At 60.8% G+C, this 14,054-nt stretch carries 13 protein-coding genes and 1 pseudogene; all 14 read left to right on the forward strand.

Going from position 1 to position 14,054, the window contains the following annotated elements:
- Positions 1–293 precede the first annotated feature (293 nt).
- The 14 genes and pseudogenes from V7116_RS00005 (at position 294) to nuoL (ending at position 14,045) form a co-directional block, all read left to right on the forward strand.
- On the forward strand, positions 294–650 hold the full coding sequence (locus V7116_RS00005; protein ID WP_324389094.1) for an NADH-quinone oxidoreductase subunit A: 357 nt from the start codon (positions 294–296) through the stop codon (positions 648–650).
- Positions 641–1,138 carry an NADH-quinone oxidoreductase subunit B gene (locus tag V7116_RS00010; protein ID WP_324389096.1) on the forward strand — a complete coding sequence of 166 codons (498 nt, stop codon included), beginning with the start codon at positions 641–643 and terminating at the stop codon, positions 1,136–1,138. The genes V7116_RS00005 and V7116_RS00010 overlap by 10 nt, the downstream gene beginning before the upstream one ends.
- A 55-nt stretch (positions 1,139–1,193) precedes the next feature.
- Positions 1,194–1,715 (forward strand): NADH-quinone oxidoreductase subunit C, encoded by a 522-nt coding sequence (locus tag V7116_RS00015; protein ID WP_324389098.1) that lies wholly within the window; start codon positions 1,194–1,196, stop codon positions 1,713–1,715.
- Positions 1,716–1,738: 23 nt separating this feature from the next.
- Positions 1,739–2,983: pseudogene (gene nuoD, locus V7116_RS00020) on the forward strand (NADH dehydrogenase (quinone) subunit D).
- Between the two features lie 38 nt (positions 2,984–3,021).
- Positions 3,022–3,531, forward strand: coding sequence for an NADH-quinone oxidoreductase subunit NuoE family protein (locus tag V7116_RS00025; protein WP_324389100.1), 510 nt, complete (start codon positions 3,022–3,024; stop codon positions 3,529–3,531).
- Between the two features lie 4 nt (positions 3,532–3,535).
- Positions 3,536–3,973, forward strand: a complete 438-nt coding sequence (locus V7116_RS00030; RefSeq protein WP_324389103.1) for a GNAT family N-acetyltransferase — start codon at positions 3,536–3,538, stop codon at positions 3,971–3,973.
- Between the two features lie 74 nt (positions 3,974–4,047).
- Positions 4,048–5,394, forward strand: coding sequence for an NADH-quinone oxidoreductase subunit NuoF (nuoF, locus tag V7116_RS00035; protein WP_324389105.1), 1,347 nt, complete (start codon positions 4,048–4,050; stop codon positions 5,392–5,394).
- Positions 5,394–5,639: a hypothetical protein gene (locus V7116_RS00040; RefSeq protein ID WP_324389106.1), complete on the forward strand. Its 246-nt coding sequence runs from the start codon at positions 5,394–5,396 to the stop codon at positions 5,637–5,639. The genes nuoF and V7116_RS00040 overlap by 1 nt, the downstream gene beginning before the upstream one ends.
- Positions 5,640–5,694: 55 nt before the next feature.
- Positions 5,695–8,268 (forward strand): NADH-quinone oxidoreductase subunit NuoG, encoded by a 2,574-nt coding sequence (gene nuoG, locus V7116_RS00045; RefSeq protein ID WP_324389108.1) that lies wholly within the window; start codon positions 5,695–5,697, stop codon positions 8,266–8,268.
- Between the two features lie 7 nt (positions 8,269–8,275).
- On the forward strand, positions 8,276–9,565 hold the full coding sequence (nuoH, locus tag V7116_RS00050; protein WP_324389110.1) for an NADH-quinone oxidoreductase subunit NuoH: 1,290 nt from the start codon (positions 8,276–8,278) through the stop codon (positions 9,563–9,565).
- A gap of 24 nt (positions 9,566–9,589) precedes the next feature.
- Positions 9,590–10,084, forward strand: a complete 495-nt coding sequence (nuoI, locus tag V7116_RS00055) for an NADH-quinone oxidoreductase subunit NuoI (protein WP_324389112.1) — start codon at positions 9,590–9,592, stop codon at positions 10,082–10,084.
- A gap of 103 nt (positions 10,085–10,187) precedes the next feature.
- The gene (locus V7116_RS00060) at positions 10,188–11,369 is read left to right on the forward strand and encodes an NADH-quinone oxidoreductase subunit J (protein ID WP_324389114.1); all 1,182 of its coding nucleotides are present in this window, start codon (positions 10,188–10,190) and stop codon (positions 11,367–11,369) included.
- Between the two features lie 25 nt (positions 11,370–11,394).
- A complete protein-coding gene (gene nuoK, locus V7116_RS00065; protein WP_324389116.1) occupies positions 11,395–11,709 on the forward strand; it encodes an NADH-quinone oxidoreductase subunit NuoK in 315 nt (104 codons plus the stop codon).
- 44 nt (positions 11,710–11,753) lie between these two features.
- Positions 11,754–14,045 carry an NADH-quinone oxidoreductase subunit L gene (gene nuoL, locus V7116_RS00070; protein ID WP_324389118.1) on the forward strand — a complete coding sequence of 764 codons (2,292 nt, stop codon included), beginning with the start codon at positions 11,754–11,756 and terminating at the stop codon, positions 14,043–14,045.
- Positions 14,046–14,054: the final 9 nt, after the last annotated feature.

Below are 14,054 nucleotides of genomic sequence, written 5' to 3' on the forward strand. Positions count from 1 at the left end.
TGGGGGGTAGCCCCCTGGGAGAGTAGGTCGTCGCCAACACTCACCAGCCTCTTTGCTTGTTTAAAGCCCACTAGCATTCCTTCATGATCGTTCAATTTATTTTAAATCCCCAAAACAACCTAAAAACACCTGTTAAAATTCCCGTAAATGTGCTATCTTCTCCTATATTCAATCGGGTTGAAACACGGTTTGACAGGTAGATTTGTTTATGATAATCTTTAAAAAGTTTGTTCTAATTTGTACAATTAACATCTGATTAGCCTCGCGCCGTCTTGCACAAGGGAGAACCTGTTGTGCTATCAGATTTTGCCCCAGTTGCGGCTCTGCTCATTCTGTCCGTCGCGATCAGCTTCCTGATCGTTTTTATGTCGCGTTTGTTCGGCCCGTTCAACCCGGCTGAACGTAAGCTTAGCCCCTATGAAAGCGGTATGAAGCCCTTCGGCCCCGCAATGCGGCGTATTCCCGTCCGCTTCTACCGGGTTGCAGTCCTGTTCATTCTCTTCGACATCGAAGTGATCTTCTTCATTCCCTGGGCAGTTATTTTCCGTGACCTGGCATGGTACGGGTTGGCGGTTATTGGTGTTTTCTTCTTTATCCTGACGGTTGGATTCGTATACGAGTGGAAGGTTGGAGGCTTGGAATGGGAGTAGGCCAGAAGCTCGGTGATTTGGGCGTCGTGACCGTCCGGCTTGAGGATGCGGTCAATTGGGCACGCACCAATGCCATGTGGCCGATGCTGTTTGGCTTGGCGTGCTGCGCGATTGAAATGATGAGCACCCAGGCATCGAATTATGACATGTCCCGCTTCGGGATGGAGCTGAACCGTCCCAGCCCGCGCCAGAGCGACCTGATGATTGTGGCGGGGCGGGTGGCTCGCAAGATGGCTCCGGTCCTGCGCCAGCTCTACGACCAGATGCCCGATCCCAAGTGGGTGTTGAGCATGGGTGACTGTGCATCGTGCAGCGGCGTGTTCAATAACTATGCGCTGGTGCAGGGCGTCGATGAGATCGTTCCGGTTGACGTTTATGTCGCGGGGTGTCCTCCGCGCCCGGAGCAGCTCATCCACGGCATTATAACCCTGCACGAACGGGTGAAGCAGGAACGGTTCGACTACTGGTACGAAAAAGAACGGGCGTAGCAGCGAAGCTGCGCCACTGCTCTCGTCATGGCTTGTACGGACAGGTGAGAATGTTATGCCTGAACTAGATGCAGTTGTAGAAGCGCTCAAATCGGCTTTCCCCGATGCGATCGAGGACGTGCTGGTATTCCGGGGGGATACCACGGTAACCGTCTCGCGCGAGCGCTTGCTGGATATCTGCCGGTTTTGCCGGGACACGGAAGGTCTCGAATACAATTTCCTCTCGGATGTCGCCGGGGTTGACTATTATCCGGCGGAACCGCGCTTTGGGCTTGCCTATAACTTGTATTCGATGCCGCGCAACGCGTCGCTGCGGCTGAAGGTGATGCTGCCGGGCGACGATCCCACCGTGGACAGCGTGACGCCCGTGTATCCGGCGGCAAACTGGCAGGAACGCGAATATCTTGACCTGCTGGGGATTACGTTTAACGGCCATCCGGACCCGCGCCGCATTCTGCTGCCCGACGACTGGGAAGGCCATCCGCTGCGCAAGGACTACCCGCTCGGCTACGAAACCGTGCAGTTCTCGTTTAACTACGACGAGATCACCAAGCACAAGCCGCTGGCCCAAAAGTGACGGATACCGGAAGCGAGTATGTAATGACAACTGTGCCAGAACAATACGAGTGGGAAGAATCCCTGCAATCGCTGAAGAATCTTGTCAGCGAGCGCGCCCTGACGGGTGAAACGATGGTCCTGAACATGGGACCTCAGCACCCGAGCACGCATGGTGTTCTGCGTTTGGCGATTGAGCTTGACGGCGAGACGGTCGTGAACTGTATTCCCGATATCGGCTATCTTCACACCGGTATCGAGAAGAATATGGAGTCCAAGAAGTACGAGGGCGCCCTGGTCATGACCGACCGCATGGACTACCTCAACAACATGGGCAACAACCTCGCGTACTGCCTCGCTATCGAAAAGCTGGCGGAGCTTGACGTGCCGATCCGTGGACAGTATCTGCGCGTGATTGGCGCGGAACTGACACGCATTAACAGCCATCTCGTGTGGCTCGGTACGCACGCAATGGACATCGGCGCGATGAGCCTGTTCCTTTACTGCTTCCGCGAGCGCGAGCGTATCCTCGACATGTTCGAGATGATTTCCGGCCAGCGCATGATGACCAGCTACATTCGCCCCGGCGGTGTGTGGCGTGATATCACGCCTGACTTTCTACCTACACTGCGCGGCTTCCTGAACGATTTCCCTCGCCGCATCGACGAATACGAAACGCTTTTGACCAATAACCCGCTGTGGCGCGACCGCACGCAGGGTATCGGCTATGTTTCGCTCGATGATGCGCTGGCGATGGGCTGCACCGGCCCCACGCTGCGCGGTTCGGGCATCGCGTGGGACATTCGTAAGGCGATGCCGTACAGCGCGTACGACCAGTTCGATTTTGACGTGCCGGTGGGCCAGAATGGCGACGTGTACGACCGGTACATGGTCCGCGTCGAGGAACTGCGCCAGAGCGTGCGTATTCTGAATCAGGCCGTCGAGAAGCTGCCTGATGGCCCGTTCCGTTCGAACAACCGCAAGTATGTGCCGCCGCCGCGTTCCGAGCTGGGCCGCAGCATGGAAGCAGTCATCCACCACTTCAAGCTGTGGACCGAGGGCTTCCGCCCGCCGAAGGGCGAAGTGTAGGCCCGCGTGGAAAGCCCGCGCGGTGAACTGGGATGCTTCCTGGTCAGCGACGGCAGCCCGCGCCCGTGGCGCGCGCACTTCCGCACGCCGAGCTTCATTCACCTGAGCGCGCTGCCCGCGATGTCGGAAGGGTACATGATTGCCGACCTCGTCGGTATCATCGGCAGCATCGATATTGTGCTTGGCGATAGTGACCGCTAAGCCGCGCGATTAACGTTCTACAGAACCGGAGTAATGCCGTGCTGGCAGAAAAGTATCCCGAGCGCATCGCTAAGATTTTCTCGAAGTACCAGGACAAGCGGTCCGGTATCATGGATCTGCTTTATCTGGCGCAGGAAGAATACGGCTGGCTGGACGAGAACGCGCTGCGCGAAGTCGCGGCCCTGTGTGACGTCGATCCGACCCAGGCGCACTCCATCGCCGGGTTCTACACCATGTATTCAGAGAAGCCCAAGGGCAAATATTGGCTTCAGGTGTGCACGGACCTGCCGTGCGCACTGCGCGGCGCGGATGACTTTTACGCGCAGTTGTGCGACTACCTGAGCCTGGGCGATCACGGCGGTACGACCGAAGATGGCCTGTTTACGGTCGAGCCGGTGATGTGCCTCGCGGCCTGCGATCATGGGCCGATGCTTCAGTGCAATTTCCATTATCACGAAAATCTGGATATGGAAAAGATGAAGGCGCTGATCGAACAACTGCGGACCGAAGCGGCACAGTCCGAGGCGGGGGAACCCGCCGCTAGCTAGCAGCATGGATGGCTGGCGGGTTGTGACGCTGGCTGCCGGGGACTACGACGCAGTACGTGCGTTGTGGGAAGCGGCGGGATTGCCCATCCGCCCGACGGGACGCGACAGCCGTGAGGCGTTCGCGGAGCAGATCGAAGGCGGAACCCAGACCGTGATCGGGCTGGAACAGGGCGGGCGGCTGATCGGTGTAGTCCTGGCGACGCACGATGGCCGCAAGGGATGGATCAACCGGTTAGCGGTCGATCCGGCGGTGCGCCGTAAGGGTGCCGGACGGCGGCTGATCGAAGAAGCCGAGTGCCTGCTGAAGGCTCAAGGCATGAGCGTCATCGCGGCATTGATTGAAGGCTCGAACGGCGCGAGTCTGGCGCTTTTTGAACAGGCCGGGTACGAGACGCACCCTGATATTCATTACGTGAGTAAGCGGGATCGTGGTGATGTGTAGTCCTCGCCGGGCTGAACCAGACCCGCAGGGCGGGAATCCGACGGTATCCCGAACAGGAGCAAGTATCGAGAATTATGGCCCATATCCTACTGCGCGATCTTGATATTCCTGACATCTGGCAGTTCGACACGTACGTGGCGAATGGGGGCTACGAGGGGCTGCGTAAAGCGCTCCAGATGACCCCGCCAGAGGTGATTCAAACCGTCCTCGACTCCAACCTGCGCGGTAGAGGCGGCGCGGGGTTCTCGACGGGACGCAAGTGGAGCTTCATCCCCCAGGATGCGGCGATCAAGTATGTGGTGGTCAATGCCGATGAGAGCGAGCCGGGCACCTTCAAGGATCGGCAGATCATCGAGAAGAACCCCCACCAGTTGGTCGAAGGCGCGATGATCGCAGCCTACGCGATCCAGGCGACGGCGGTATACATCTACTGCCGAGGCGAGTTCTGGGATATCGCGCATGCGCTCGAAGAACGCATCGAAGAGGCGCGCCAGGCGAATCTCGTGGGCGAGAACGTGCTCGGCTCCGGCTGGAGCTGTGACATGTTCGTGCACCTCGGCGCAGGCGCGTACATCTGCGGCGAGGAAAGCGCGCTGCTCAACAGTCTGCAGGGGCTGCTCGGCCAGCCGCGCGTCCGTCCTCCGTTCCCGGCGCAGAAGGGCGGCGGTCTGTATTACCAGCCGACCGTGGTCAACAACGTCGAGACGCTCTCGAACGTGCCGTGGATCATGGTCAACGGACCGGATGCCTATAAGGAGATCGGCACGCCGCAAAGCCCCGGCCCGAAGATCTTCTGCCTCAGCGGCCACATTGAAAAGCCAGGAAACTACGAGCTTCCGCTTGGCACGACCATGCGCGAGCTGATCTTCGAGCATGGCGGCGGCATTCCCAACGGCAAGAAGCTTAAAGGTATTCTGCCGTCCGGCGCGAGCGGTCCGGTCATTCGCGTGACCGATGAAGTCCTCGATACGCCGATGACGTACGAGGAAATGGCGAAAATTGGCAGCACGCTCGGTTCCGCGTCGTTCATCCTGATGGACGAAGATACGGACATCGTCTGGGCCGCAGCCAAGATGACGCACTTCTTCAAACACGAAAGCTGCGGGAAGTGCACACCCTGCCGCGAAGGGACATTCTGGCTGGATCGTATTTACGAACGCCTGCTGCGGGGTGAGGGAACGCCGCGTGACCTCACGCTGCTGGAATCCGTGCCGAAGCAGATGAAGGGCGTAACTCTGTGCGCGCTCGGCGATTTCGCCGCTAACCCCGTGTTGGTAACGGTTCAGACTTTCCGCGAGGAATACGAGCAGTATATCGCCAACGCCCAGACGAAGCACGCGCAGACCGTTGAAACGATGCAAGACCTCACGCGCAAAGAAGCGGGCGAGCTGCCCGAGACTGTTCCGCAGGGTGGTGCATAGTGGATCTGACGCCGATTCCGGTGCTGCTGTTGAGCGAAACGATCGAAGCAGAGCCGGACGTGCCCGTCAACTATCTCTTTCGCGCCGAAGAATGGCTGGCGCGGGGATGCGTGGACGAGGCGCAGGCGGATTTTGCGGCGGCGCATGACCTGGCTGCCGATGCGCTGGAACGCAGTGCGTGGGGATATCTTTACCAATACTATATGGACTGGGCTGAAGACGGGCTGCAACGCTGCCGCCGCTAGCTCATTGTTGTTGAGCGAGTACGCTATCGCTGAGCTCTGATCGCTGAGGAGCGACATGACCGACACCGTAACGATTACTGTTGATGGACGCGAGTATCAGGTTCCCCGTGGGGCGAATCTGGTCGATGCGGCCAAGCTGCATGGCGTCAAGATCCCGGTATTCTGCTACCACCCGAAGATGAAGCCGGTCGGCATGTGCCGGATGTGTCTGGTGGAGCTGGGCACGATGACCATCGACCGGGAAACGGGCAAGCCGCAGCTTGACGACCAGGGCCAGCCCGCCGTGCGTTGGTTCCCGACTCTGCAAACCGCCTGCACGCAAACGTGTGCTGACGGCATGGTGATCCGCACCACGACCGAAAAAGTGGTCGCGGGGCGCAATTCCATCCTCGAATTTCTCCTGACCAGCCACCCGCTGGACTGCCCGATCTGCGACAAGGGCGGTGAATGCCCGCTGCAAAATCTGACGATGGGCTACGGCCCCGGCGAGTCGCGCTTCGTGTTCGACGACAAGCAGCGTTTGGCGAAGCACGTGCCCTTGGGCCAGCTGATCTTCCTCGACCGCGAGCGCTGCATCCAGTGCGCGCGCTGCACGCGGTTCTGCGACGAGGTCGCCGGGGACGATGTACTCGGCTTCCACGAGCGCGGACGCCGCCTGCAAATCGTTACGATCAGCGATCCGCCCTTCGATACGAAGTTCAGCGGCAACACGACCGATATCTGCCCGGTGGGTGCCCTGACGACCGCGGATTTCCGTTTTGGCGCGCGTCCGTGGGAGATGGAAGAGCAGGCGACGATCTGCCCGCACTGCCCGGTCGGATGCAACCTCACTGCCAGCACCCGCATGGATCGTGATGCGGGCGGCAAGACGATCATCAAGCGCATCATGCCGCGCCAGAACGAGCGCGTCAACGAGATCTGGATCTGCGACAAGGGTCGTTTCGGCCATCACTTCACGCGGTCCGAAAACCGGATCGAGTGCCCGTCGCTCCGTAAGGACGGGGCGCTGGTCGAGACGGATTGGGCTGCAGTGCGCGGTGAAGTCGCGCGGCAGTTGAAGACGTCCGGCGGGCGGGTCGGCTTCCTGGCCGGTCCGAGCCTGTCCAATGAAGACCTGTGGGAAATGCGCCGGTTGGCGGAACAGGTCGGCGGTGAGCCGCTCCTGGGCGTCTGGCCCGCGACTATGACCGGCGCGGATGCTGTGGCGCAGGCCGGGGTGGGCGTCGAGACGCGCATTCAGGATATGCGCGCGGGTGACGCGATCCTCGTGGTGGCGTCCGATTTTGAGGAAGAAGCCCCGATCTGGTGGCTGCAGGTCAAGCAGGCGGCAGAACGCGGCGTCAACGTCGTGGTGGCGAACGCGCGCCCAACCAAGCTCGACCAGTATGCGCACACCTCGATCCGCTACACTTACGACGACGCGGTGAATTGGTTGAACGGCGTCGTCGCGGCGGCTGTCGGCGGCGACGCAGGCAGCGGGTCGCCGGTTGCCGGGCGCGTGGATGGACTGAAAGAGCTGCGTGCGAGCCTGAAGAAAGCCACGGCGGACAGCAGCGACCTTCCGGGCGCGCTGGCAGGCGCGAACAATTTGGTAATCTTCGCCGGGGCGGAAGGGCTGACGTTGGACCAGCACCGCGATCTGATGCGGTCCGCGGCGAACCTGTTGATCGCCACCGGACATGTTGGCCGTCCGTTAAACGGCCTCGTCCCGGTGTGGCCCGGCGCGAACATGCAGGGCGCATTCGACATGGGCTTCTCGTCCGAAGCCACCGCCGCAATGATCCAGAATCCGCCGGAAGCCTGGGTGATCGCCGGGTGCGACCCCGTGGCCGCCGACGCGACGATTGCTGCCGCAATTCAGAAGGCGCGCTATGTCGTGACGGTTTCGCCGCTGGTAAGCGAAACGACCGCGATTTCTCACGCGGTCCTGCCCAGCCAGACCTTTGCGGAGCGGGATGGCTCGTTCACCAACGGCATGCGCCGGGTGCAGCGCTTCTATGCGGCGCAGAGTCCGGTGGGCGACGCACTGCCCGACTGGCGTATTTTTGCCGATCTGGCCGCAGATCTGGGCGGCAAGGCGCCGCGTGTTTCGGCGGCGGGTGTCATGCGCGACATCACGCAGAACATGGCGCGCTACGCCGATATGGGCTTCAGCAACCTCGCCTGGGTCGAGGATCAGTTCCCCGACGTCGGCGGCGACGACCTGTACTATGGCGGCACGTCCTATACGAACCGCAGTGGCTTGGGCGTCCAGTGGATCACGGATGCTGAAGATCCGGCGGCGCGGCTGAAGGTTGATCCGGTTGGCGGCGCGGCTGCTCCGGCGGCAGGACTTCAGGTCGTGCCGGTGTGGACGCTGTTCGATCGCGGACTGCTGTTCAAAGAAAGCGATCTGATGCACCATCGCGTTCCCGAACCGTATGCCGAGATCAACGCCGATGACGCGGCAAAGCTGGGTGTGAGCGATGGCGATCGCATCGTGGTCAACGCCGGGGGCGCACAGGTTGAGGTTGTCGCGCGGGTGGATGGCAAGGCTCCGGCTGGTACGGTGCTGCTGCCGCGCCAGTTGACCGATACCCCGTCACCGATTTATCCCGCGGCATGCACAGTGCAAAAAGTAGGGGAGTAGCCGGGCTATGTTTGGACCGGGAGAATCTGCGATTATCGTGGAATGCAGCACGAATACCACGTGCTCTGTGCTCCACGCGATCTTCACCAGTTTGCTGTTGTTCTTTGTCTTGCTGACAGCGTTCGCGTATACGACGCTGCTTGAGCGCCGTTTCCTGGCCGCGCTTCAGGCGCGCATCGGGCCGAACCGCGCGGGCCCGTGGGGGCTTTTGCAGCCCGTCGCTGACGGTGTGAAGCTGATCTTTAAGGAAGACCTCACTCCGCTTCAGGCGGAAAAGATCATCTTCTGGCTGGCCCCTGTCATTCGAACGGTTCCCGCCCTGTTGATTGTGGCCGTGATTCCGCTTGGCCCGAAGATCTCGATCCCGTGGTTCGACGGCAAGTGGTATCGCGTCGAGCAGGGGCTGGTGGATCTGAACGTCGGTGTGCTGTGGCTGCTGGCGATTACCAGCATCGGTGTGTATGGCGTTGTGCTGGCAGGGTGGTCGAGCAATAACAAGTATTCGATGCTCGGCGGTTTGCGTTCGTCGGCGCAGATGATCAGCTACGAGCTGAGCATGGGCGCGGCGATCGTGGTCCCGATTCTGCTGGCGGGGTCGCTCAGTGTGGGCGACATCATCGACGCGCAGAATAAGGTCCCGATTCTGGGGTGGTACGTCTTCCAGAATCCGCTGGGCGCAGCAATCTTGCTGATTGCGCTGCTGGCAGAAGTCAACCGTGCGCCGTTCGACCTGCCCGAAGCGGAGCAGGAACTGGCGGCAGGCTACCATACCGAATACAGCGGCATGAAGTTTGCTATGTTCTACATGGCCGAATACATCAGCATGATCAACGTCAGCCTGGTGGGGACGGCAATGTACTTCGGCGGCTATCACTTCTTCTTCATCGACAAGCTGCCGCTGCTTGGCCCGCTGGTGTACGGCATCAAAGTATTCCTGCTGCTGATGGGCATGATCTGGGTGCGCGCGACGCTGCCTCGTATACGCTACGACCGCCTGATGTCGCTGGGCTGGAAGATTATGCTGCCGCTGGCGCTGGTTGCTGTGGCGTGGTCGGCCTTCGCGGTCCTGATTGCGGACGCGATCGGAACCGGGGCGTACGCGGTCCTGTCCATCGTGGCCATTGTGGTCACGGTGATTGGCGCGGCGCGCTGGCTGAACCGCACCGGCGGGAACGAACCGCTCGATCGCAGCGCTCACGTACAGCTCGTGTCGGTTCCGAGCGGCGCGCGTGCGGTAGTGCTGCAGACCCCCGCCTCGACGGGACAGGCCGCGTCTCTTGAGTCGAGCCGTCAGTAAACGTAGAGTTCAGGTGATTGCTGAATGAATATCATCCGTGGTTTGACAACGGTCCTTAAACAATCGTTCGAGCCGAAGGTCACGATCCAGTACCCGGAGCAGGAGCGCCCGGTGCGCGAGCGGTTCAAGGGCCGCCACGCGCTGAAGCGCTATGATAACGGGCTGGAAAAGTGTATCGGCTGCGCCTTGTGCGCGGCGGCCTGCCCGGCGGACGCGATCTGGGTGGAAGCATCTGAAAACACCGACGAACAGCGCTTTAGCCCCGGCGAGCGGTACGCGAAAACGTACGAGATCAACATGCTGCGCTGCATCTTCTGCGGCTACTGCGAAGACGCGTGCCCGACCGAGGCGATTGTGCTGGAACACGACTATCGTCTGAGCTTCCAGGACCGGCGCGACGCGATTTACACGAAAGACATGCTCATCGATCCACCGGCACCGGGTGCGCCGGAAACGCCCCAACAGACGGAACCGGGCAAGTTCACGCGGGCGATCCCAGACATGGAAGATCCGCTCTAGGCGTGACCAATCGGAAGCCAGGCTGGCAAGATGCCCGGCTTCCCGTTACGTATCGTCCTGGTTATGTGTTTGAGCCGGTCGTTATCATAGGACGGCATTACCGATGGAACTCACGCTTTTTATTATCGTTGGCGCAATCGCCGTTGTTGCGGCAGCCATGATGCTCATCAGCGAAAACGCTGTGCACAGCGCCTTGTTCCTGATCTTGAACTTTGCGTGCATCGCGTTCTTCTTCCTGATGCTCAACGCGCCTTTCCTGGCGATGGTGCAAATTACCGTCTATGCGGGCGCAATCATGGTCTTGTTTTTGTTCGTGATCATGCTGCTGGGCGCAGAGCGCGTGTTTCCTGGCGCTCAAACGCGGTTCCGCTGGATGACCCCGGTTGCGATTACCCTCGCGGTTGCGTTCCTGCTCGTCGCCAGTCTGGCGATCGTGCGCGGTGACGTCAAGCTCACCTCGCGCGACCAGACGGTTCCGCGCGTCCGAGTGGTGAACGCGGCCAGCGCGCTCGACAGCATCGACGTGTACGTCAACGACGAGGTCGTGGCGAGCGCACTGGCGTTCAAGTCTGCATCGGACTTCGAGGCGATGGACGCCGGTTCGGTGACCGTCAGCATGTTCAACGCAGGCGACGATCCGCAGGATACCGAGCCGGTCATCACGCAGGATGTCGATCTGCGCGCGGGCGAGGCGGTATCGCTCACTGCAATCGGCACATCTACGCAGCAGTTGGAACTGGTCCCGGCGGTCGAGGATCTGTCGCAGCCTGCGGGCAGCGATCTGCGCGTGCTGGCGATCAATGCACTGCCGGATGGTATGCCGGTCGATGTGCGGGACGTGTCTCAGGACGAGCTGCTGTTCCAGGACTTGAGCTACGGCGAGGCGATACCGGGCGTGACCATCCATGCCGGGACGCATTCCATCGGCGTCTTCCCGACCGGGGACACGAACACGCATCTCGCCATGCTGCGCGATGAAACGCTCGACGCGGGCAAGTCCATGCTGTGGATCTTCACCGCCACCCAGGAAAGCGGCAACGCGTGGGAGAATCAGGTGATCGAGCTGGAAGGCGAGACGCTCGCCAGCTTCGGCAGCCCGACCCACATCGGCCAACTGTTGTTCGGCCACTATATCCTGCCGTTCGAGATGGTGGCGCTGGTGCTGTTGGTGGCGATGATCGGCGCGCTCGTTTTGACGCACGACTCGACCGTACGCCGCGACACGCAGCATCGTCCCGGGTATGTGCCCGCGATAGACCCAATCACCCGCGAGGTCGGCAAGTAGCCGCCGCGCTTACAGGGGGAACCTCATGGGAGCACCAGAAGTCTCAACCGAATTGTTCGTTTTGCTCAGCGCGATCCTGTTCGTTATGGGTGCGGTGGGTGTGCTGCTGCGCCGGAATGCCATCCTCATTTTCATGTCGGTGGAGCTCATGCTCAATGCGGCAAATCTGGCACTGGCTGCCTTCGCGCGCCAGTGGGGGAACGGTGACGGACAGCTTATGGTCTTCTTCGTGATGACCGTGGCTGCGGCAGAAGTTGCCATTGGGCTGGCGCTGATCGTCGCAATTTTCAAGACGAAAAAGAGCATCGATATCGACGAGCTTCATCTCTTCCGGGACTAACCGGCCATGCTTGTCGTTGGATGGACCCATCGATAGGGGCATTCATGGAAAACTTCTTCGACCTTGTACCACTGATAATTCTGTTCCCGCTCGTTGGGATGGTGATCAACCTGTTCACGGGCAAACACCTGGGTGAACGGGGGGTCGCAATCGTTGCCGTTGGCGCGAGCGGGTTGGCGTTTCTGATCGCAGTGCTGCTGTGGATTGCGCAGGTGGACACCGGCTACGGGGCGGCGGTCGTGAATATGCCGCTGCTCGGAAGCTGGATCAAGATCCCCTCGGAAAACATCGACTTCCTGTGGCAGTTCCGCGTCGATACGCTCAGCGTGACGATGATGCTGGTCGTCACGGGCGTGGGTACGCTGATCCACATCTACGCCATCGGCTACATGCACGGCGATGAGCGGTTCCCGCGCTTCTTCGTGTACCTGAATTTGTTCCTGGTGTTCATGCTGATCCTGGTGACGGGCAACAGCTATTTGGTGCTGTTCGTCGGCTGGGAAGGCGTGGGGTTGTGCTCGTTCCTGCTGATCGGCTTCTGGTTCGACAAGCCGAACGGCGAAGGCTGGAAGAACAGCAATGCCGCGCGCAAGGCATTCATTGCCAACCGCGTGGGCGACTGGGGCCTGTTGATGGGCATCTTCCTGGTCTTCTGGACCTTTGGCTCGCTGACCTTCTACGAGAAGGGCGAAGCCCCGCTGGTGCACCACACCGAAGCGGCGGCGGAAGCGGAAGGCGAAGCCGTCTTCGAGGCGGAAGTCCCCGAAGAGCCGCACGAGACGACCGCGATGGGCGTATTCAATCAGGCGTCACATTGGCTTGAAGAAGGCGATCACGAGGTCAACTTCGGCGTCTTTTCGATGAGCCTGAAGACCACCCTGACGCTGATCACGCTGTTCTTCCTGCTCGGCGCGACCGGTAAGAGCGCGCAGATCCCGCTGTTCGTCTGGCTGCCGGACGCGATGGCCGGTCCTACGCCGGTCAGCGCCCTGATCCATGCGGCGACGATGGTGACCGCGGGCGTCTATATGATGGTCCGCTCCAACGTGTTCTACCACGCCGCCGAAACGACATCCTTCATTGTGACGATCATCGGCACGGCGACGGCGCTCGTGGCCGGGTTTATCGCGCTGGGGCAGTGGGACATCAAAAAAGTCCTGGCCTACAGCACGGTCAGCCAGTTGGGCTTCATGGTGGCGGCGGTTGGCGTCGGCGCGTACGCGGCGGCGATGTTCCACCTCGTGACGCACGCGTTCTTCAAGGCGCTGCTGTTCCTCGGCTCCGGCTCGGTGATTCACGGCATGGAGCACGGCCACCATCACCTGCACGAACACGGACACGGCCACCACGACGAGGAGCCGTTCGACGCGCAGGATATGCGTAACATGGGCGGCCTGCGAAACCGCATGCCGGTCACATTCTGGACCTATCTGGCGGCGACGCTGGCTATCGCGGGCATCTTCCCCTTCGCCGGGTTCTGGTCGAAAGACGAAATCCTGGCGGATGCGCTCAAGCTGGGCACTGACGAGGGCCGTCTGGACGGGTACATCGCGTTCGCGGGCCTGCTGATCGCGGCGGCGTTCACGGCGTTCTACATGTGGCGTCAGGTGCGGTTGGTCTTCTTCGGCAAGGCGCGCCACGAGGCTGCCGAACACGCGCCCGAATCCGCCCTGACGATGATCGCCCCTCTGGCGGTCCTGGGCTTCTTCAGCGTCGTGATCGGCTTCATCAACGTTCCGTCCAACGTCCCGATTCTCTCGGACATCTTCGGCTCGCACCAGTTCACGTCCTGGCTGGAGCACGCCGTAACCTACGCGCACGCGGGCAACCTCGTCTGGCTGCTGGCGGGCATCGCGCTGTTGGTCGCCGGGGCTGCAATTTACCTCGCCCAGCTCATTTACAACGATCGCACGCTCGACCGCGTTCCGCCGGACCCGCTGGAAGCCAATCCGCGCACAGCCCCGGCGTTTGCGCTGTCGAATGCCCGGCTGTACTGGGATGAAGCCTACTACAAGTACATTGTGTTCCCGTTCCGTGACGCTGCATGGTGGCTGGCGGGCAAGTTGGACTGGTCGTTCTGGCACGACTTCGTGCACGAGGTGCTGATCTATCGCTCCTTCCAGACCGCGACCCGCGTCCTTTCGCAGCCGATCGATCGCGGCATCATCGACCGCTCGTTCAACTCGATTGGCGGCGGTGTGCAGATGGCGTCAAACCGCTTACGCCGCATCCAAACCGGTTTTGTACGGACATATGCGCTCAGCGTGCTGTTCGGTGCGCTGTTGGTAATCGTCATTATTCTCTTCCCGGTGATCCGCGATCTGCTGGGCATGTAACACAAGGAC

The sequence above is a fragment of the Aggregatilinea sp. genome, from assembly GCF_036822615.1.
Lineage (GTDB): Bacteria > Chloroflexota > Anaerolineae > Aggregatilineales > Aggregatilineaceae > Aggregatilinea.

Coding starts and splice junctions, on each gene's coding strand:
- V7116_RS00010 (WP_324389096.1), top strand. CDS start 641: ATGGGAGTAGGCCAGAAGCTCGGTGATTTGGGCGTCGTGACCGTCCGG.
- V7116_RS00015 (WP_324389098.1), top strand. CDS start 1,194: ATGCCTGAACTAGATGCAGTTGTAGAAGCGCTCAAATCGGCTTTCCCC.
- V7116_RS00030 (WP_324389103.1), top strand. CDS start 3,536: ATGGATGGCTGGCGGGTTGTGACGCTGGCTGCCGGGGACTACGACGCA.
- nuoF (WP_324389105.1), top strand. CDS start 4,048: ATGGCCCATATCCTACTGCGCGATCTTGATATTCCTGACATCTGGCAG.
- nuoG (WP_324389108.1), top strand. CDS start 5,695: ATGACCGACACCGTAACGATTACTGTTGATGGACGCGAGTATCAGGTT.
- nuoH (WP_324389110.1), top strand. CDS start 8,276: ATGTTTGGACCGGGAGAATCTGCGATTATCGTGGAATGCAGCACGAAT.
- nuoI (WP_324389112.1), top strand. CDS start 9,590: ATGAATATCATCCGTGGTTTGACAACGGTCCTTAAACAATCGTTCGAG.
- V7116_RS00060 (WP_324389114.1), top strand. CDS start 10,188: ATGGAACTCACGCTTTTTATTATCGTTGGCGCAATCGCCGTTGTTGCG.
- nuoK (WP_324389116.1), top strand. CDS start 11,395: ATGGGAGCACCAGAAGTCTCAACCGAATTGTTCGTTTTGCTCAGCGCG.
- nuoL (WP_324389118.1), top strand. CDS start 11,754: ATGGAAAACTTCTTCGACCTTGTACCACTGATAATTCTGTTCCCGCTC.